18 protein-coding genes and 5 tRNA genes are annotated in these 19,020 nt (G+C 73.5%); 8 read left to right on the top strand and 15 right to left on the bottom strand.

The window, feature by feature from the left end; all coding sequences use genetic code 11:
* Positions 1-126: 126 nt before the first annotated feature.
* A complete protein-coding gene (locus QFZ82_RS31755) occupies positions 127-684 on the top strand; it encodes a CGNR zinc finger domain-containing protein (protein ID WP_307716405.1) in 558 nt (185 codons plus the stop codon).
* A 62-nt stretch (positions 685-746) separates the two neighbouring features.
* Here the strand turns inward: QFZ82_RS31755 and QFZ82_RS31750 are convergent, their stop codons facing one another.
* Complete coding sequence (locus QFZ82_RS31750) at positions 747-947, bottom strand: hypothetical protein (protein WP_177153624.1); 201 nt, start codon at positions 945-947, stop codon at positions 747-749.
* An 84-nt stretch (positions 948-1,031) separates the two neighbouring features.
* The gene (locus QFZ82_RS31745; RefSeq protein ID WP_307716404.1) at positions 1,032-1,460 is read right to left on the bottom strand and encodes a hypothetical protein; all 429 of its coding nucleotides are present in this window, start codon (positions 1,458-1,460) and stop codon (positions 1,032-1,034) included.
* A 166-nt stretch (positions 1,461-1,626) separates the two neighbouring features.
* On the opposite strand from QFZ82_RS31745, the gene QFZ82_RS31740 reads away from it, so the two are divergent.
* On the top strand, positions 1,627-2,151 hold the full coding sequence (locus QFZ82_RS31740) for a DsbA family protein (protein WP_307716403.1): 525 nt from the start codon (positions 1,627-1,629) through the stop codon (positions 2,149-2,151).
* 9 nt (positions 2,152-2,160) lie between these two features.
* Here the strand turns inward: QFZ82_RS31740 and QFZ82_RS31735 are convergent, their stop codons facing one another.
* From QFZ82_RS31735 to QFZ82_RS31725, 3 genes are read right to left on the bottom strand one after another with little or no spacing between them, the layout of a single operon-like run.
* Positions 2,161-3,003 (bottom strand): GNAT family N-acetyltransferase, encoded by an 843-nt coding sequence (locus QFZ82_RS31735; protein WP_307716402.1) that lies wholly within the window; start codon positions 3,001-3,003, stop codon positions 2,161-2,163.
* Between the two features lie 59 nt (positions 3,004-3,062).
* Positions 3,063-3,893, bottom strand: a complete 831-nt coding sequence (locus tag QFZ82_RS31730; RefSeq protein WP_307716401.1) for an aminotransferase class IV — start codon at positions 3,891-3,893, stop codon at positions 3,063-3,065.
* Positions 3,890-4,948: a chorismate-binding protein gene (locus QFZ82_RS31725; protein ID WP_307716400.1), complete on the bottom strand. Its 1,059-nt coding sequence runs from the start codon at positions 4,946-4,948 to the stop codon at positions 3,890-3,892. Before QFZ82_RS31725 ends, QFZ82_RS31730 begins: the two co-directional genes overlap by 4 nt.
* Before the next feature lie 189 nt (positions 4,949-5,137).
* Between QFZ82_RS31725 and QFZ82_RS31720 the strand changes: the two genes are divergently transcribed.
* The 5 genes from QFZ82_RS31720 (at position 5,138) to QFZ82_RS31700 (ending at position 5,595) form a co-directional block, all read left to right on the top strand.
* Positions 5,138-5,210 (top strand) — tRNA-Gly (locus tag QFZ82_RS31720).
* 36 nt (positions 5,211-5,246) lie between these two features.
* Positions 5,247-5,320, top strand: a tRNA-Cys gene (locus QFZ82_RS31715).
* Between the two features lies 1 nt (position 5,321).
* Positions 5,322-5,393, top strand: a tRNA-Val gene (locus QFZ82_RS31710).
* A 19-nt stretch (positions 5,394-5,412) separates the two neighbouring features.
* Positions 5,413-5,484: transfer RNA gene (locus tag QFZ82_RS31705), tRNA-Val, on the top strand.
* A 39-nt stretch (positions 5,485-5,523) separates the two neighbouring features.
* Positions 5,524-5,595: transfer RNA gene (locus QFZ82_RS31700), tRNA-Val, on the top strand.
* A gap of 179 nt (positions 5,596-5,774) precedes the next feature.
* Here the strand turns inward: QFZ82_RS31700 and QFZ82_RS31695 are convergent.
* The 4 genes from QFZ82_RS31695 to QFZ82_RS31680 all read right to left on the bottom strand — a co-directional run bounded on the left by QFZ82_RS31695 (position 5,775) and on the right by QFZ82_RS31680 (position 8,016).
* Entirely contained in the window at positions 5,775-6,065 is a 291-nt protein-coding gene (locus QFZ82_RS31695) for a zf-TFIIB domain-containing protein (protein WP_177153633.1), read from the bottom strand.
* Between the two features lie 67 nt (positions 6,066-6,132).
* Positions 6,133-7,134 carry a phosphotransferase family protein gene (locus QFZ82_RS31690; RefSeq protein WP_307716399.1) on the bottom strand — a complete coding sequence of 334 codons (1,002 nt, stop codon included), beginning with the start codon at positions 7,132-7,134 and terminating at the stop codon, positions 6,133-6,135.
* A 247-nt stretch (positions 7,135-7,381) separates the two neighbouring features.
* Entirely contained in the window at positions 7,382-7,564 is a 183-nt protein-coding gene (locus QFZ82_RS31685) for a hypothetical protein (protein ID WP_215183029.1), read from the bottom strand.
* A gap of 188 nt (positions 7,565-7,752) precedes the next feature.
* Positions 7,753-8,016, bottom strand: coding sequence for a hypothetical protein (locus QFZ82_RS31680; protein WP_307716398.1), 264 nt, complete (start codon positions 8,014-8,016; stop codon positions 7,753-7,755).
* A 230-nt stretch (positions 8,017-8,246) separates the two neighbouring features.
* On the opposite strand from QFZ82_RS31680, the gene QFZ82_RS31675 reads away from it, so the two are divergent.
* Positions 8,247-9,443: a serine/threonine-protein kinase gene (locus QFZ82_RS31675; RefSeq protein WP_307716397.1), complete on the top strand. Its 1,197-nt coding sequence runs from the start codon at positions 8,247-8,249 to the stop codon at positions 9,441-9,443.
* 1 nt (position 9,444) lies between these two features.
* On the opposite strand, the gene QFZ82_RS31670 is transcribed toward QFZ82_RS31675, so the two are convergent.
* The 6 genes from QFZ82_RS31670 to QFZ82_RS31645 form a co-directional block, all read right to left on the bottom strand.
* Entirely contained in the window at positions 9,445-10,263 is an 819-nt protein-coding gene (locus QFZ82_RS31670; protein ID WP_307716396.1) for an RNA methyltransferase, read from the bottom strand.
* Between the two features lie 64 nt (positions 10,264-10,327).
* Positions 10,328-11,557, bottom strand: coding sequence for a uroporphyrinogen-III C-methyltransferase (gene cobA, locus QFZ82_RS31665; protein ID WP_177153638.1), 1,230 nt, complete (start codon positions 11,555-11,557; stop codon positions 10,328-10,330).
* Positions 11,558-11,789: 232 nt separating this feature from the next.
* Entirely contained in the window at positions 11,790-15,566 is a 3,777-nt protein-coding gene (cobT, locus tag QFZ82_RS31660) for a nicotinate-nucleotide--dimethylbenzimidazole phosphoribosyltransferase (protein ID WP_307716395.1), read from the bottom strand.
* A 363-nt stretch (positions 15,567-15,929) separates the two neighbouring features.
* Entirely contained in the window at positions 15,930-17,162 is a 1,233-nt protein-coding gene (gene cbiE / locus QFZ82_RS31655; RefSeq protein ID WP_307716394.1) for a precorrin-6y C5,15-methyltransferase (decarboxylating) subunit CbiE, read from the bottom strand.
* 145 nt (positions 17,163-17,307) lie between these two features.
* A complete protein-coding gene (locus QFZ82_RS31650) occupies positions 17,308-17,937 on the bottom strand; it encodes a GNAT family N-acetyltransferase (RefSeq protein ID WP_307716393.1) in 630 nt (209 codons plus the stop codon).
* Between the two features lie 171 nt (positions 17,938-18,108).
* Positions 18,109-18,969 (bottom strand): MetQ/NlpA family ABC transporter substrate-binding protein, encoded by an 861-nt coding sequence (locus QFZ82_RS31645; protein ID WP_307716392.1) that lies wholly within the window; start codon positions 18,967-18,969, stop codon positions 18,109-18,111.
* Positions 18,970-19,020: the final 51 nt, after the last annotated feature.

The raw sequence follows: 19,020 nt of genomic DNA, 5'->3' as shown, positions 1-19,020 counted from the left end.
CAGCCGGCACCGGCGCCGTCGTCACGGAATCCACCGTGACGACGGCGCTGCTGCGATCCCGGCACGAACCGCTAGAGTCGGCGCAATTCGGCGGGCACCGGCCCGCGGCCGGCCAGGGAGCGAATCGTGCTGATCCCCCACGACACCCGTATCGCCCTCGACACCGTCGTCGATCTGGTGAACACCGCACCGGAAGGCGACCAGGAGGACGGACTCGCGGACGTCGCGGCGCTCGACGAGTTCGTACGGAGCCACCACGTCAGCGACGTGGGTGACCTGGGGCAGAAGGACCTCGCCGCGATGCAGGCCGTGCGGGACCGCTTCGCGGAGGTCTTCGCGGCGCGGGACAGCCGTACCGCGGCAGAACTGATCAACCAGCTCGTCGCGGCTGCCGGCACGACGCCGCAGCTCACCGACCACGACGGCTACGACTGGCACGTGCACTACTTCGCGCCGGGCGCCTCGGTGGCGGACCATCTCGCGGCGGACTGCGGGATGGCGCTGGCGTTCATCGTGGTCGCGGGCGAGCAGGAGCGGCTGCGGCGCTGCGAGGCGCCGGACTGCGGGCGTGCCTTCGTCGACCTCTCGCGCAACCGGTCACGGCGTTACTGCGACAGCCGCACGTGCGGGAACCGGCTGCATGTCGCGGCCTACCGGGCCCGCCGCAAGGAAGCCGCCGGCTGACGGGCGCGCGGCCCGCTCCTTCCGCACCCCGGACGTCTCCGGCCGCCGAGGGCACGGACGGGTCACAGCAGGAACAGGTCATGCACCGCGCCCATCAGCAGCAGCACGCCGATCACGCCGAGGAAGATCATGAGGGGCGGCTGGGAGAGCGCGAACAAGCAGCCGCGCGGCTCTGGGGTCGGTGCGGGGGCCTGGCCCCGGGAGGTATCGAGCATCTCGGGGCCGATCATGACGCAGCGCGCCACGGCGTGATCGACCAACACACCCCGAGGGCGGGGCAGTTCATCACATCCCGTGCAGCCGCGCGGCAGGACCCGGCGCCCGCGCCCGGTCCGGGCCCACGAGCCCTAGATGCCGTGCTTCTTCAGGATCGCCTCGATGTCGCTGAAGTCGTCGGCCGCGGTCGCCTTCGGCGCCGTGGACGGACGCGCACCGCCGAGGGCGGGCCTGGACGCGCCGGACTCGTCGGCGGAGCGCTGCTGCGCCGCGGCGGCTGCCTTGCGCTCCCGGCGACTGCCTCCGGAGCGCCGTTCGACGGCACGGGTGGTCATGAACAGCAGCCAGGCGCCGCCGAGCAGGCCGAAGCCGAGCCAGGCCGACGGGCTGAAGGCCGTGTCCACGAGCCACTGGACGGCCCCGGTCAGCACCAGGCCGACGGGAACCAGGGAGTACGCGGCGATCCGGGTCGCGGCGAGGAAACGCCTGCGGTAGGCCGTGATCGCGGCGATGCCCAGGCCCGCCGCGGACACCGCAGAACACATGGTCTCGGCAAGCATCCGGTCCTCCAGGCATCGGCGGGCACGAGGTGTTACGTCCCTTCCATCCTGCACCGTCCCCCTCACCGCGGGCCATGCCCGGCGGCGACCTCAGGGTGATCTCGGGGGCGGTCTCCTCCTGCGGTCCCGGTTGGGTGCGCCGGGGACCGGCTGGAAGACTGGCCCCATGAGCGACTCCACCACCGCCCGCCCCGTCGTCCTCGACGTCTGGTGCGAGCTCCAGTGCCCCGACTGCCATACCGCCCTGGAGGACCTGCGGGCCCTGCGCGCGCGGTTCGGCGACCGGCTGGAACTGCGGCTGCGGCACTTCCCCCTCGACAAGCACAAGCACGCGTTCTCCGCCGCGCAGGCCGCGGAGGAGGCGGCCGAGCAGGGGAAGGGCTGGCCGTACGCGGAGGCCGTTCTGGAGCGCACCGATGACCTGGCGGCGCGGGGCGAGCCCGTGCTGCTGGAGGTGGCGCGCGAACTCGGCCTGGACGCCGAGGAGTTCGACACCGCCCTGATCGACGGCCGGCACATCCTGATCGTCGACGCGGACCAGGCCGAGGGCAAGGCGATCGGGGTGACGGGCACGCCGACGTACGTCATCGGCGGCGAGCGCCTCGACGGCGGAAAGAGCCAGGAGGGGCTGCGCGCCCGGATCGAGGAGATCGCCGAGCGGCTGCTTAGGGAACGGACGGACACCCCGTAGCCCCCGCGGTCAGAGGAGCCGCTTGACGAAGTTGTGGTGCGTGGCCCGGTAGCCGAGGGACTGGTAGAGGCGCTGCGCCGGGGTGTTGCCCGCGAAGACGTGCAGACCGATCAGCGTGTTGCCGGCGGCGCGTGCGATGCGCTCGGCGAGCAGCATCAGGGCGCGGCCGTAGCCCCTGCCGCGGTGCTCCTCGGCCACCTCGACGTCGAAGACATAGGCTCCCTGCTCCCCCGGGCGCACCTCGTGCCGCGTCGCGACCCAGACGTGTCCCACCACGGTGCCCTCCGCGACCAGGCAGTACAGCTCGGCGCCCGGCGTCGCGAGACTTTCCGGCAGGAGGGTGCGGTGGAGGTTCTCCGAGCGGGTGAGGGCCTCCTCGCGCGGCACTCCCCTGGCGATCCACTCCTCGGCGTAGTGCGCGACCGCCTTGGAGCGCCACCCGTCGAACTCGGCCTCGTCCATGGGCCGCCCCTCGACCGCGCCGGGCAGCGGGGGCGGACCGTCCGGCAGCTCCTTGAGCATGGTGCGGCCGCGCTCGGTGTAGCCGAGGGCGGAGACCATGCGCAGGGCGGCGGTGCCGTCGGCCGGGACGGAGGTGCGGGCCTCGGTGCAGCCCCAGCCCCGCAGCACCTCCTCGGCGGCGAGCGCGGCGACGGTGCCGCGGCCGCGCCTGCGGTCCGCGTCGTCGACGGTCAGGGAGCGTACGTAGCCGACCGAGGGGCCGGCCCCGGCGTCCGTCGCGAGGAGGACGGAGCCGACCGGCCGGCCGTTCACACAGACGTCGTACGCCCGCGAGGCGGCGCCGGACTCATCGCGCTGTATCGGCCCGGTGGGCCGCAGGGTTGTGGTCATCGGGGACTTTCTACCTGCCCCGCGGCCGTCCGACACCACGTTTTCCGACGGGCCTGCTCCTACAGGGACTTGGGGTCCGGGTCGGCGGCCGCCCGCTCCTCGAAGACGCGCATCGCCTTCGTCGTCACGGGGCCGGGGGTCTGCCCGATCTCGCGGCCGTCGATGCGGACGACGGCCTGCACGTCGCGGAGGGTGGAGGTCAGGAAGACCTCCTCGGCCCGGCCGAGCACGTCGAGCGGCAGGTCCGTCTCCTTGGCTCCCGTCCACTCCACGGTCAGGGCGCGGGTGATGCCCGCGAGGCAGCCGGAGGAGACCGGCGGGGTGTGCAGTTCGCCGTCGAGGACGACGAAGACGTTCGAGCCGGTGCCCTCGCAGAGCTGCCCGACGGTGTTGGCGAACAGCGCCTCGGAGGCGCCCTGCTGGTGCGCCCGCGCCAGGGCGACGACGTTCTCGGCGTACGAGGTGGTCTTCAGGCCGGTCAGCGCGCCGCGCTCGTTGCGCGTCCACGGGACGGTGATCACGGCGGTGGTGTCGGGCCTGCGGCCGCTCTCGCCGAGGGCGACGACCAGGGTCGGACCGGCGTCGCCGCGGTCGGAGCCGAGCGGTGAGAGCCCTCCGGTGTAGGTGATGCGCAGGCGCCCGAGCGGCATCGGGTTGGCGTCGAGGACGACGGCACAGGCGCGGCGCACCTCGTCGTGGTCGGGCTCGGGCAGGCCGAGGCCACGGGCCGAGCGCGTGAGCCGTTCCAGATGGCGGGTGAGGGCGAAGGGCTGCCCGTGGACCGCCTTCACGGTCTCGAAGATGCCGTCGCCCACGGTCATGCCGTGGTCGAGGACCGACACCCGCGCGTCCTCGGCGTCCTTGAGCTCGCCGTTGACCCAGAGCTTCATCCAGCTGTCCTTCCGCTTGCCTCGTACGCACCCGACGCTACCGCGAGCAGCCGGGACGCCTTCAGTTCGGTCTCGTCCCACTCGCGCTCGGGGTCGGAGCCCCAGGTGATCCCGGCGCCGGTGCCGAAGCGCAGCGCGGGACCGTCCGGGGCCCGGCGGTCGATCCAGAACGTGCGTATGCCGACGGCGAGCTCGCCGGTGCCGCGGTCGGCGTCGACCCAGCCGATGCCTCCGCAGTACGGGCCGCGGGGAGAGGTCTCCAGCGCCTCGATGATCTTCAGCGCGCTGGACTTGGGGGCGCCGGTGACCGAGCCGGGCGGGAACGTGGCCGCCAGCAGCTCGCTCCAGCCGGCCTCCGGGGCGAGCTCGCCGCGCACGGTGGAGACGAGGTGGACCAGTCCCGGGTGCGGCTCGACCGCGCACAGTGCGGGCACGCTCACGCTTCCGGTGGCGCAGACGCGGCCGAGATCGTTGCGGACGAGGTCCACGATCATCACGTTCTCGGCGTGGTCCTTCTCGAGCAGGTCCTCGGCGGTCCGGCCGGTGCCCTTGATCGGTCCCGACTCGACGGTGCGGCCGGCGCGGCGCAGATACAGCTCGGGCGACGCGGTGGCGATCTCGACTCCGTGCGCGGGGAGACGGATCGTCCCCGCGTACGGGGCGGGGTTGCCGCGGGCCAGCAGCGCGGTGAGCTCGTCGACGTCGGCGCCGTCCGGGTCGGGCAGCGGCGCGGACAGCACCCGGCACAGGTTCGCCTGGTACACGTCGCCGGCCGCGATGTGCTCGCGGATGCGCCGTACGCCGGCGGTGTAGGAGGCGCGGTCCAGCGACGAGGTCCAGTCCCCGGCGGCCGGGCCCCGCCACCGTCCGGGCACGGGCTCGGGCACCGGTTCCGTACGGACGTCGCCGAAGCGGGCGCAGGTCAGCCGCCCCTCGAAGTCCGCGGCGACGGCCCAGAACCCGGAGGAGTCCAGAACAGAGGGGTCGCTGGTGACGTCCCGGAGGTCGGTGGCGACGAGGGGGCCGAAGCGGGCCAGAGGAGCGAGGGCGTGCACGTCTGTGAGTCTATGACCGGCGGGGATGGGGCGGGGAAGAGCGGCCGGTCGGCCGCCGCCGAGCCGCCGATGAGCTGCCGCGACGCGTACACACCTCAGCACGCTGCACAAACGCGTTTTTGTACTGGCCCAGGAATCCGCTAGAGTTCAACACGTCGCCGGGACGCGTAAGCGAAACGGAAACGACAGGCGGACGTGGCTCAGTTGGTAGAGCATCACCTTGCCAAGGTGAGGGTCGCGAGTTCGAATCTCGTCGTCCGCTCGAGAATGGGGGATCTTCCCGACCCCCCGCACTCCGGGTGGAGTGGCCGAGAGGCGAGGCAACGGCCTGCAAAGCCGTCTACACGGGTTCAAATCCCGTCTCCACCTCCATGGACGATTAGCTCAGCGGGAGAGCGCTTCCCTGACACGGAAGAGGTCACTGGTTCAATCCCAGTATCGTCCACTGGTCCGCAAGGATCCCCGCGCGATTAGCTCAGCGGGAGAGCGCTTCCCTGACACGGAAGAGGTCACTGGTTCAATCCCAGTATCGCGCACGCAGCACCTCGCAGTACGCCGCAGCAGTGCGGTGACCTGCGCGATTAGCTCAGCGGGAGAGCGCTTCCCTGACACGGAAGAGGTCACTGGTTCAATCCCAGTATCGCGCACCCTCAAAAGCCCCGGCCGTCTCGACGGCCGGGGCTTCGTCGTGTGCGGGGCGCGTCGTCCGCCGGCTGTTCCGTGCGTGGATCCCCGTCCGGCCGCCGGCCCGGACGCTTCGGGGGCGCCCGGGCCGGCGGTGAGGGCCGTGGTCAGCCGTGCGGAGGGACCCGCATCACGGAGCCGTTCAGGACGAGAAGAGCATCCGGCCGAAGCTGCGCTGACGGTAGTGCCCACCGTGGTGACCGCCGTGGTGCGGGGCTCCCCAGGCCGGCGCGGCCGGGGCGGGAGCGGCCGGGTACGCCTGCGGGGCCGGCGGCGGGGGCGGCGCCTGCTGCACCCACTGGGACTCCAGCCGGGTCAGGGACTCCAGCTCGCCGTAGTCGAGGAATATCCCGCGGCAGCCGCTGCACTGCTCGATCTGGACCCCGTTGCGGTTGTACGTGTGCATCGCTGCATGGCACTTGGGACACTGCATCGTCTGCTCTGCCTCTCGCCGTTCGGTCGACGTCGCCGGATGCATGCCCGGCGACGAGGACTTCACCCTATGACGAGGGTTCGCACGCCAACTCGGGCGGGAGTGTGCCGATTCGGGCACAAGTGTCGATCACCGCGCTTTCCACGTCGTCCGGTTGCCGGCCTTCGGCGGCGGACTTCGCGAGGGCGAGCGCGGCGGTCTGGACGGTGAGCGCCCGGGCGGGCACGTCGAGTTGGGGCCAGGGGTCGTCGCAGTGGGACGGGACCGCCGGGCCGTGCGCGGCCGTGTAGGCGCCGAGGAAGCGCTGCCAGATCTGTGGGGGCAGCAGGCCGGCCGCGTACCAGGCCGCGGGGCGGGCCAGGTCCCAGGCGGGGTCGCCGAGGCCGAGGTCGTCGACGTCGATGAGCAGCCAGGGGCCGTCGGGGACGGGGTGGCGTACGAGCTGGCCGAGGTGCAGGTCGCCGTGGCAGAGGGTGCGGGGGCCACGGTTCGGCGCGCCGGGGAATCCCTCGCCTCTGGCCCACGCGGGGAGGCGCTCCCAGGCGCGCCGGACCGCGGGCGCGGCGGGGTGGTCGCCCGCGGCGGCCTCCATGCGCGCCATGGCGGCCGCGGCCTTGGCGGGGCCGCGCATGGGTGGCAGCGGGCCGGGAAGGCCGGCGGTCTCGACGCCGTGCAGCCGGGCGAGGAGGACGCCCGCCTCCTCCCATGGGGCCGCGTCGGGGTCGGCGGGGTCGACGGGGACGCCGTAGGGCCAGGCCGTGACGGGGCGGAGCTGCGGGAGTACGCCTGCTGGAGGCGGCAGCGGCGGCAGGAGGATGCCCGCCAGCGCCGGATGGGCGGCCAGGGCGAGACGGGCGCGGTGGGCGACCGGGTCGGTCTCGGGGGCGTGCGCCTTGGCGACAGCCTCGCCGTGCCGTACGACGGTGCCGTCGGGGCGGTCGGCGAGCGTCTCGCCGTCCATGGGGGCGCCTCCGGCGCCGCAGGCCGGGCAGGGGGCGCCGCCAGGGGTGGCGCGGTGGGCGGCGTCGCGGGCGACGGTGGCCAGGATGCGGACGAGTAGGGCGGTCACGTCGTGGAGCGTAATCGCGCCGGGCCGCTGCACGGGGCTTGTCCCGCCCCCTGCCGAAACCGGGGCTCCGCCTCCGCACCCCCGCGCCTCGAACGCCGGAGGGGCTCGATGTCGCCCGACATGCGCGATGGCCGGTCAGCTCCCCAGCTGACCGGCCAAACGCTGCCGTCCGCCGCACCCCCGTCCCCACGGGGTTGTTGGCCGGATGTCCCCGACCCGGACCGCTCTTCCGGGCCCGGGGCGCTCTTCAGCGCCCCAGCATCACGCCCACGGACGACGCCTGTGTGACCACCGCATCCCAGCCGCCGAAGACGACCACCAGCAGTGCCGCGAGGGGAAGGACCATGGCCGTCGCCACCAGAGGGTGGCGCGTGCCGGAGGGACGGACGCCGAGCCCGGCGTAGGCCTTGCGCGATGCCGTGTCCGCCATGGTCCCTCTCCTGTCGTGGTTGGCAGCGGCGAGTGTCTGACCTCGGGGGACGAGTGCTGCACCCGCCGCTTGACATCAACATTAGGGAAACGGCGGGGCCCGGACGTCATGCCCGCGTACCGATTGCCGGGCCTCCCGGAGGATGAGCCGCCTCCCGGTCGTGTACTCCCCTGGGTGGAGATGCGGACCTACGACTTGGGGACTTCCCGGAGGGGACGCTCCCCATCGGCGTCGTCGTCGCGCGGAACCGGCTGCTCGACCAGCGCCAGCACGCGGTTGGCCATGAAACGCGCCGTGCGCACGACCGTGCCCGATCTGGTGACTTCGCTCACTTCCACCACCCCTCTGCGCACCGCCGTCTCCACCCGGCGGCCCGCCCGGCTTGCCACCACTTCGTACGTACGTGTCGTGTCTCCCGCGTCCACGACGATTTCCACCCGGTCGCCCTTCATTGATCCAATCCCCCTTCTGCGACTGACCGTTGAGATCGCGCACGGGTCCGGGGGGACGGATCCGGCCTCCCCTGACCACTCCTCAAGTTTCCCACCCGGCACTGACAATCGATCCGGGCGCGAGGGCGCGGCCTATGAGCACACCGGCGCGGCGGTACGTAAGCTGTGGCACGTCAAACGGACGACCGGGCAGCGGGGTGGGGCCTCCCACCGTAGGTAGGGGACGGACAATGGCGATGATGCGGCTCCGGCGCGAGGACCCGCGTGTCGTCGGCTCGTTCAGGCTTCACCGGCGGCTCGGCGCGGGCGGCATGGGTGTCGTCTATCTGGGGTCCGACCGCCGCGGCCAGCGGGTCGCGCTGAAGGTGATCCGGCCGGATCTCGCGGAGGACCAGGAGTTCCGGTCGCGGTTCGCCCGGGAGGTCTCGGCGGCGCGGCGCATCCGCGGCGGCTGCACGGCCCGGCTGGTGGCCGCGGACCTGGAGGCGGACCGCCCCTGGTTCGCCACGCAGTACGTCCCCGGCCCGTCCCTGCACGACAAGGTGGCCGAGGAGGGTCCGTTGCGGGCCGCCGACGTCGCCGCGGTCGGGGCGGCGCTCTCGGAGGGTCTCGTCGCGGTCCACGAGGCCGGCGTGGTCCACCGTGATCTGAAGCCGTCGAACATCCTGCTGTCGCCCAAGGGGCCCCGGATCATCGACTTCGGCATCGCCTGGGCGACCGGGGCGAGCACGCTCACGCACGTGGGCACGGCGGTGGGCTCCCCCGGCTTCCTGGCGCCCGAGCAGGTGCGCGGCGCCGTCGTCACACCCGCCACGGACGTCTTCGCGCTCGGTGCGACGCTCGCGTACGCGGCGATGGGCGACTCGCCCTTCGGGCACGGCAGTTCCGAGGTGATGCTGTATCGCGTGGTGCACGAGGAGCCGCAGCTGCAGGGCGTGCCGGACGCGCTGGCCCCGCTGGTGGCCGCCTGCCTGGAGAAGGATCCCGAGGAACGGCCGAGCACCCTGCAGCTGTCCATGCGCCTCAAGGAGATCGCCGCCAGGGAGGCACAGGGCCTGCACGACGTCCGGCCGCCCGTGCAGCGGGAGCGGGTGGAGATCGACCGGCCGACCTCGCGCTACACCGAGCGCACGGAGCGGACCGAGCGCCTGGAACGGCGCACGGGCGGCTCGTCGGCGCAGCGGCCGCAGCCGCCGTCCCGCACGGGCGGCGGCTCCCGGCCGCCGCAGGCCCGCAACACCGGGCGCGGCACGGGCCGTACGAACGGCAGGACGAACGGCCGTCAGAACGGGACGCGGCCGGGGGTGCGTACGACGTCGGCGGGCCGGCGGCCCGCCAATCCGCGGCTGCTGCGGCAGCGGATCGTCGTCTTCTTCGTGGTGACGCTGATCGTGGCGCTGGGCATCGCCGCCGCGCAGCAGCTGTAGGTCAGGCTCCGGGGCGCCCGGTCGCCACCGCGTAGAACGCGACCGCGGCCGCCGCGCCCACGTTGAGCGAGTCGACTCCGTGTGCCATGGGGATGCGCACCCACTCGTCGGCGGCCCTCAATGCCTTGGCCGACAGGCCCTCGCCCTCGGCGCCCAGCATCAGGGCGACCCGCTCCAGCCGGTGCGGGGCCGCCTCGTCGATGGAGGACGCCTTCTCGTCGGGGGTGAGGGCAAGCAGCTTGAACCCGGCCTCGCGGACCGCTTCGAGGCCCTTCGGCCAGCTGTCGAGGCGGGCGTAGGGGACCGAGAAGACCGCGCCCATGGACACCTTCACGGACCGCCGGTAGAGCGGGTCCGCGCAGTCCGGGGAGAGGAGCACGGCGTCCATGCCGAGGGCGGCGGCGCTGCGGAAGATGGCGCCGATGTTGGTGTGGTCGTTGACCGACTCCATGACGGCCACCCTGCGGGCCTCGCCCAGCAGGTCCCCGGCCGCCGGCAGGGGCTTGCGCTGCATGGAGGCGAGCGCGCCGCGGTGCACGTGGTAGCCGGTGACCCGTTCGGCCAGGCCCGGGTCGATGGCGTACACGGGCGCGGGGACCTCGTCGATCACGTCGCGCATGACGTCGACCCACTTGGCGGACAGCAGCATCGACCGCATCTCGTAACCGGCCTGCCGGGCTCTGCGGATCACCTTCTCGCCCTCGGCGATGAACAGTCCCTCGGCGGGCTCGCGCCTGCGCCGCAGTTCGACGTCGGTCAGGCCGGTGTAGTCGGCCAGGCGCGGGTCGTCGGGGTCGTCGACGGTGATGAGTTCAGCCACGGGGTGATACTGCCTTCTCGGTGGTGCGGTGCCAACGGCTCGCGCGGAGTTCTGTTACCGCGAGTTACTTGATCGGCGGGACGCCGACGCCGACGACATCGCCGATGACGATGACGGCCGGCGGCCGCACCTCGTTGGCCCGTACGGCCTCGGCGACCGTGGCGAGCGTCGCGTCGACGCGGCGCTGGGCGGCGGTCGTGCCCTCCTGCACCAGGGCGACCGGGGTCTCCGGCGCCTTGCCATGGGTGACGAGCGCCTGGGCGATGGCGCCGATCTTGTCGACGCCCATGAGGATCACGAGGGTGCCGGTCAGTTTGGCCAGGGACTGCCAGTCGACGAGCGACCGCGGGTCGTCGGGCGCGACATGCCCGCTCACGACGGTGAACTCGTGGGCGACCCCCCGGTGGGTGACCGGGATGCCCGCCGCCGACGGCACCGAGATCGAGCTGGAGATGCCGGGCACGACCGTGCAGGGGATGCCCGCCGCCGCGAGGGCCTGCGCCTCCTCCATGCCCCGGCCGAAGACGAACGGGTCGCCGCCCTTGAGCCGTACGACGGACTTGCCGGCCTTCGCGTGCTCGATGAGCGCGTTGTTGATGGCCTCCTGCGCCATGAAGCGGCCGTACGGGATCTTGGCCGCGTCGATCACCTCGACGTGCGGCGGGAGTTCGTCGAGCAGGTCGCGCGGTCCGAGGCGGTCGGCGATGACGACGTCGGCGTCGGCGAGCAGACGACGGCCGCGCACCGTGATCAGATCCGGATCGCCGGGGCCGCCGCCGACGAGGGCGACGAACGGGGCTCGGGTGCGGCGGTGCGGTGCGGCGATGCTGCCGTCGCGCAGGCCCTCGACGATGGCGTCCCGCACGGCCGCCGAGCGGCGCGGGTCGCGGCCGGTGAGCACGGCGACCGTGACGCCCTCGCTGCGGCCGGTGGCCGGGGTCCATGCGGTGGCGGCCTCGGCGTCGTCGCTGCGGACGCACCAGGTCTTGGTGCGCTCGGCCTCGGCCGAGGCGCGGGCGTTGGCGTCGGGGTCGCTGGTGGCGACGAGGGCGTACCAGGCGTCGGCGATGTCGCCGTCCTCGTACCGCCGCCGCGTCCAGGTGATCTCGCCCGACTCGGCCATCGCCTCGACGGACGGGGTCGCGGACGGTGAGACCAGCGTGACGTCGGCACCGGCCGCGACGAGGGCCGGGAGGCGGCGCTGGGCGACCTGGCCGCCGCCGATGACGACGACACGCCGCCCGGTCAGGCGCAGTCCGACAGGGTAGGCGGGGTGCTCGGCGGGCTCGGGCATGGCGGTGCGGCTCCTCGTGCGGGTGGTGCGTGTGCGGGGGCCGCTGCGGCGGTGAAGCGGCTGGTGGGGGCGCTGCTGGCACCAGGGTACGGTTCCGTGGCCCGGCGCCGTACCCGGCCCCGACCGCGCGCCGTGGCCCGGAAGCGTCCCTGTCGGTTCCGTGGCCGGGGGTGTGGCCGTTGCCGGCCGTGTACCCGGCCCGGGCGTCCCGCGGGACGCCCGGGCCGGTGCGCTACTTCTCCGTGACGCCGGCCGAGTCGAACGTGGCGACCTCGTGCATGGCGCGTGCCGCGCTCTGGACGACGGGAAGCGCCAGCAGCGCGCCCGTGCCCTCGCCGAGGCGGAGGTCGAGGTCGACGAGCGGGCGCAGGCCCAGCTTGTTGAGCGCGGCCACATGGCCCGGCTCGGCGCTGCGGTGTCCCGCGATGCACGCGGCCAGCGCCTCGGGGGCGATGGCGCGGGCGACCAGGGCCGCCGCGCCGGTGCTCACGCCGTCGAGGACGACCGGCGTGCGCAGCGACGCACCGCCGAGGATGAGGCCGACGAGTGCGCAGTGCTCCAGGCCGCCCACGGCCGACAGCACGCCGATGGGGTCGGCGGGGTCGGGCTGGTGGAGTTCGAGCGCGCGGCGCACGACGTCGACCTTGCGGGCGTGCATCTCGTCGTTGATGCCGGTGCCGCGGCCGGTGATCTCCGCCGGGTCGGCGTCCGTGTAGACGGCGATGAGGGCCGCGGACGTGGTCGTGTTGGCGATGCCCATCTCGCCGGTCAGCAGCGCCTTGTTGCCGGCGGCCACCAGGTCGCGGGCCGTCTCGATGCCGACCTCGATCGCGGCGACCACCTCGTCGCGGGTCAGCGCGGGGCCGGTGGTGAAGTCGGCCGTGCCGGGCCGGACCTTGCGCGGCAGCAGCCCCGGGGTGGCGGGCAGGTCGGAGGCCACGCCCACGTCGATCACGCAGACCTCGGCGCCGACCTGGTTCGCGAAGGCGTTGCAGACCGCTCCCCCGCCGAGGAAGTTAGCGACCATCTGGCCGGTGACCTCCTGCGGCCAGGCCGTGACGCCCTGGGCGTGCACGCCGTGGTCACCCGCGAAGATGGCGACCGCCGCCGGCTCCGGGATCGGGGGCGGGCACATCCGGGACAGGCCGCTGAGCTGTGCGGAGATGATCTCCAGCATGCCGAGCGCGCCGGCCGGCTTGGTCATCCGCTTCTGGCGCTCCCACGCCTCGCCGAGCGCCTTGGCGTCCAGCGGGCGGATGTTGGTGACGGTCTCCTGGAGCAGGTCGTGCGGCTCCTCCCCGGGCAGCGCACGACGGCCGTACGTCTCCTCGTGGACGACCCACGACAGCGGGCGGCGCTTGGACCAGCCCGCCTGCATCAGCTCGGGCTCCTCGGGGAACTCGTCGACGTAGCCCACGCAGAGGTACGCGACGACTTCGAGGTGCTCGGGCAGGCCGAGCGTACGGACCATCTCGCGCTCGTCGAAGAAGGAGACCCAGCCGACGCCCAGTCCCTCGGCGCGCGCGGCGAGCCACAGGTTCTCGACGGCGAGGGCCGAGGAGTAGGGCGCCATCTGCGGCTGCGTGTGGCGGCCCAGGGTGTGGCGGCCGCCGCGGGTGGGATCGGCGGTGACCACGATGTTCACCGGGGTGTCGAGGATGGCCTCGATCTTCAGTTCCTTGAACTGCTTGGCCCGCCCCTTGGGCAGCGACTTGGCGTACGCCTCGCGCTGGCGCTGGGCCAGTTCGTGCATCGTGCGGCGCGTCTCGGCCGAGCGGATGACCACGAAGTCCCAGGGCTGGGAGTGGCCGACGCTCGGCGCGGTGTGCGCGGCTTCGAGGACGCGCAGGAGGACCTCGTGCGGGATGGGGTCGCTGCGGAAGCCGTTGCGGATGTCACGCCGTTCGCGCATGACACGCAGGACGGCCTCGCGTTCGGCGTCGTCGTAGCCGGGCGCGGGGGCGGTCACGGCGTCGGCCTCGGGGGCGGTCGCGGGCGCGGCGGGCTCGGGGGTGCCGGGCGCGGCGTCGGCCTCGGGGGCGTTCTCGGCGGCGGGCTCGGGGCGGCCTTCAGCGGCACCGGCATCGGCGGCGACGGCATCGGCCGCGACGGGCTCGGCGGTGTCGCCCCCGGGCTCCGCGGTCTCGGCGTTCTGCGGCGCGGGGGTGTCCTCGGGCACGGGCGCCTGCTCGGTCGCCTGCTCCGGAGCCGCCTCCGCCGCGACCTCGGGGGCCGCTTCGGCCGAGGAGTCCGCCGGTTCGGGGGACGCTTCGGCCTCCTGTGCGCCGGCGGACTCGGCCTGTGCTGCCGGTGCCTCGGCGGCGGCGACCTGCTCGGTCTCCGCCGCAGCGGACTCCGGGGCGGTCACGGGCTCGGCCTCAGCGGGCTCGTCGGCCTCGGACGGCCCGGCGTCCTCCGTGGCCTGCGCCACAGGCTCTTCCACGCCGGCCTCCGTCGCGGGCTCGGTGCTCTCGGCGGCCGCGGCCTCCGCGGTGGTCTCCGTCGCCGCCTCCACGGCCTCCGCCGCTGTCTCCACGGGCTCCACGGCCTCCGCCGCTGTCTCCGCGGGCTGCGGCGGCTCGGAGCCGCCGGCGCGCGGAGCGGGCACGGTGGCTTCCTGCGCGGTCGCGTTCACGCTCTCCTCGGCGCCTTCGGCCGTCTCCGCACCGGCGTCGGCCTGCGCGGTCACCGGCTCGGCGACCGCCTCGGGGACGACCGTTTCTGCCGATGCCGCCGGGGCGTGCTGCGCCTGCTCGTGCGGCGGCTGCGGGTCCCAGGGCGCGCCGGGCTGCGGCGGGATGTCGCCGAGCTGAGGGCCCGGAAGCCCGGCAGCGTGCTCCTCGCCCGGAACGTCGAGGTATTCCACGCCCGTCGCGGCGGCCTGCGCCGGGGCGGGCCGTACGACCATCGGGTGCGGCGGGGTCCCCGCGGGTCCTCGGTCGGCGAGCGAGCGCACTACGCCGCTGTTGGGCTCGGGCACCGGCGGCCCCATGTGGAGCGGGCGGCGCGCGGGCGGCGGCGTCGGCATGGCGGAGGTGGCGGCCGCGGGCATCCGTACGGCTCCCAGGTCGACGGAACCGGAGTCCCGGCCGCCGGCCTCGTGGGCGCCGGTCTCGTGCGGCGTCTGCTGCGCCGCGGCCGCGTACTCCGGCGCGGGCGCGGCGACGGCCTCCTGCGGAGCGGCGTGGGCGGCCTCCCCGGCCGGGGCCGGGGCGTCGACCATGACGGGGGTGTGCGCGTCGGCGCCGGCCGGCGCGGCGTGGGCGCCGTGGGCCGCCTCGGGCACATGGTCGCCCGGCGCCACGCCGGGCACGACGGACATGGTGCCCTGGACCTGCGCCACCGGCTCCTGCGGCAAGCCCTCCTGGGACACCTGCTGCGACGGTGCGCCGGACAGCGGAGCGCCCTCGGCCCCGAGCGCGTGGACGTCCTGTGCGGGGGCGTCCTGCGCGTGGACCGGCGCTGCCTGCTGGAGTTCCGCTTCCTGGAACGCGGGCTGCTCCTGCGGCAGCTGCGCCTGGGAGTCGTGCGGCTGCGCCCCCTGCGCGTACGCGGCGGCGCCGGCCACCGGCGTGGGGGTGACCTCGACGAACTCGGGGGCGGGCGCCGGCTCGGGCGCCGCTTCCTGCCCGACGGGCTGCGGGACCCCGGGCGCGGCCGGGTACTCGTGCGTGGCGTACCCCGCCGCCTGGTAGTCCACCTGGTACGCGCCGCTTCCGTGCTGCGCAGCGGCGTCCTGACGGTCCATCGGCTGAACGGAGACGGGCGCCGCCGCGTACTGGTCGGCGGCGGGTGCTCCGTGCGCCTGTGGCGCCTGCGCCATCGGCACCTGCTGCGGGTCGCTCCAGGCTCCCTGGGCTCCCGGCATCAGCAGGAGGTCGTCCTCTTCGGAGGTGTGCTCGGAGGGTTCGAGGTAGGTGTACGCGCCGGGGGCGGGGACGCCCGGCTGCTCCACCATGCCTGCGTTCTCCGGCAGCCCCTCGCCCGGGATCTGGCCGGTGTCAGTCATGCGTTCCCCTCGCCCATCGGTTTGCTCCTTCGCCCATCGCCCGGGACGCCCGACCGGCACACCTGACGCCCGTGAACAACAACGAGCGTGTGCGCCGCGCGGCACGATCGACCCCGGACCCAAGCATTGTCGCCGTCGTTCGCCACCATGGCAGCAAGATCCGCCGCCGACCGCTGTGGGCTGCGCCACGTCGCGCGCCCCCCAGGTTCCGACGTACCACAAACGGGAGCCAAAGTGACTCCCTTTTCCGGACATTGACGAACCAATCGGCGAACGCCCGGCTGCGGTACAACGATCGGCCAGCCTACCTCCCACCGTCCGCGGCAGGAGGCGTGGGCCGGGGTTCGCCGAGAGCGGGCGGGTCTACGCGCGGGGCTCCGGGTGGCGGCCGCAGAGCAGGAAGACGACGGTGCGTTCGCGCTCCGTCCAGTCGGCGGTGTCCAGTTCGACGGCCTGGAGCAGCGCGCATTCGACGTCGTAGCCCCCGGCCGCCAGGGCCGCGCCGATCGCCTCCGCCTCGTCGCGGGTGGAGGCGTGGGTGACGATGCGCTGGGGCCTGCGGTCGGCGACCGCCGTGACGACGGGCACTCCCCCGCCCCCGATGCGTACGACGTCCGGTTCGGGCAGCCGTTCCAGTACGTGCGGGGCGCGGCCCTGGACGACCTGGAGCTGGACGCCCAGACGCCGTGCCTCGCTCTCGCTGCGGCGGCAGGCGTCCGGGTCGGCGTCGACCGCGATGACCGCGGCTCCGAAGCGGGCGGCCTCGGCCGCGAGCGCGCCGCCGCCGGAGCCGATGTCCCACACGAGGTCGCCGACGCGGGGGCCGAGACGGGCCAGCTGGGCGGCGCGCAGCCCCGCGTACTCGCCTTCACCGGCCTGCGGCGCCTGCGGGTCGGCGGGCGGCAGGGCCCAGCCGCGCAGCTCCGGCGGATAGCCCGGTTCGTGGCCGGCGATCCAGCCGGATCCGGTACCGGAGGCGGCGGTGAGGCGGCCTGCTCCGCCGATGACGATGACGACGTTGGGGTCGCGCCACACAAGGTCGGCGACCTTGTCGGAGGTGAGGACGGTGACCTGTTCGCGGGTGGTGCCCAGTTCCTCGCAGATGACGAAGGTGCGGTGCACTCCGTCGAGGAGGAGGGCGAGTTCGGCGGGGCCCGCGCCCGGGGAGGTGAGGACGGCGACCTTCGTGTGGGCCCGGCACACGTTGACGGCGCGGCGCAGTGTGCGGCGGTGGGCGACGACGATCCGGGCGTCGTCCCACGGCATGCCGGCCCGGGCGAAGGCGGTGGCCACGGACGAGACGGCGGGGACGACCTCGACCTCCAGGCCGTGCTCCGGCGCGCGCAGCGTGCGGACGACGCCGAAGAACCCGGGGTCGCCGTCGGCGAGCACGACCGCGCTGCCGCGGTGGCCCGCGATGCGCCGGGCGGCGAGGTCGACGCTGCCGAGGCGGATGCGTTCGGCGCGGGGCGGGACTTCGGGCAGGGCCAGGTGGTGGGCGGCGCCGGCGACCAGGGTCGCGGCCGACAGCGCGGACCTGGCCGCCTGGGTGAGCGGTGAGCCGTCCCAGCCGATCACCGTGACCCGGTCGGCCATCTCGTCAGTCTCCTGGAGTTGTTGCAGGTCGAGGGTGCTTCCGCGGATGTGCGACGCCTCGTGGGGTCGCCTCGTGAGCGTACCCGGAGCGGTTCGTGGGCGGTGAGGGTGTGCCTCCGTGCCCGGGAGGCGGGAGCCGGCGGCCTCAGTTCCAGTCGGTGTAGGAGGCGTAGCCGGCCTCGGCCAGGCGGTCGGCCTCCAGGTCCTCGGGGAGCAGGCTCCACACGATCAGGTCGGTGCGGACGTCGGTCCAGGCGCCGTCCTCCGTCTGGGCGCGCACTATCCAGGCGTTGCGCAGGACGCCTTCGCTGATGCAGCCGATCTTCTGGGCGACCTGCTGGGAGGCGGTGTTGTCGGCGGCCGTACGCAGCTCCATGCGCTCGAACCGCTGGTTGCGGAAAAGCCACTGGGCGACGGCGAGGACGGATTCGGTGGCGTAGCCCTCGCCGCGCGCCCAGGGCGCGGTGACGTAGGCGACCTCGGTGGCGAGCGTGCGCCAGTCGGTGTTCCGCAGGTGGACGGTGCCGACGAGCCGCTGGGTGAGGAACTCGGTCACGGCGAGGACGATGCCACGGCCCGTGGTTCGTTCAGCAGGAGCGATCCTGCGCACCCAGTCCTCGGCGTCCTGCGCCGTGTAGGGGTGAGGCACCGACGTCCAGGCCGTGGTCAGCTCGTCGTTCATCATCTCGGTGAAAGCCGGGATGTCGGCGTCCTCCAAGGGGCGCAGCACCAACCGCTCCGTGCTGATGGACACGTCCGGGAAGGTGTGAGTCATGCACTGCTCCATGCCAGGACCGTCGAAAGGGTCGTTGCCGTGTGGGCGTAGCCGTAAAGGCACAGCATGCAACATCGGCTGCCGGCTGTGCATGGCCGGGTGCAGGTACGACGCGGCCCCGCGCACCTTGGTAGGCGCCCGGGGCCGACGTCAAGTGGCGTGGCGCCGTGACTACTTGGCCGCGCCGGGGGCGGCGACGACGGAGCCCTGGTACGTGTCCTCGATGAACTTCTTCACCTCGGGCGAGTTCAGGAGCTTCGCGAGCTTCCGCACGCGCGGGTCGTCCTCGTTGCCGTCCTTGACGGCGAGGAAGTTGGCGTACGGGTTGCCCTCGGCCTTCTCCAGCACCAGGGAGTCCGAGGCGGGCTCGAGGTCGGCCTCGATGGCGTAGTTGCCGTTGATGACGGCGGCGTCGACGTCGTTCAGGGCGCGGGGCAGCGTGGCGGCCTCCAGCTCCTTGAACTTCAGGCCCTTGGCGTCCTGGACGTCGGAGAGCTTGGCGTCGTTTCCGGCGCCCGCCTTGAGGGTGATCAGACCGTTGTCGGCGAGCAGCTTGAGCGCGCGGCCCTCGTTGGTGGTGTCGTTGGGGACGGCGACGGTCTGGCCGGCCTTGATGTCCTTGATGTCCTTGGCCTTATTGGAGTAGAGGCCGAGGGGCTCGAGGTGGACGTTGACGACGGGGACGATGGTCGTCTTGTTCTTCTTGTTGAAGTCGTCCAGGTACGGCTTGTGCTGGAAGTAGTTCGCGTCGACCTGGCCCTGCTGCGTGGCGGTGTTCGGCAGGACGTAGTCCGTGAACTCCTTGACCTCCAGCTTGAGGCCCTCCTTGGCCGCGAGCTTGTCCTTGACGAAGTTCAGGATGTCGGCGTGCGGCGTCGGGGACGCGGCGACGACGAGCGCCTCGGACGCGTCGGCCTTGGCACCGGAGTCGGTCTGGGCGCCCGGGTCGGAGGCCGTGCCGCAGGCGGTGAGGCCGAGGGAGAGGGCGGCGGTGGCGGCGGCGGCAGCGGTGAGCTTGATGTTCTTACGCACGAAAAGTGCCTCTTTCTGATGGGTGGAACAACGCCCGGACAAGGAGTGCGG

It is taken from the genome of Streptomyces sp. V4I23 (assembly GCF_030817975.1).
GTDB lineage: Bacteria > Actinomycetota > Actinomycetes > Streptomycetales > Streptomycetaceae > Streptomyces.
This window is presented reverse-complemented; position numbering and strand designations above follow the sequence as displayed.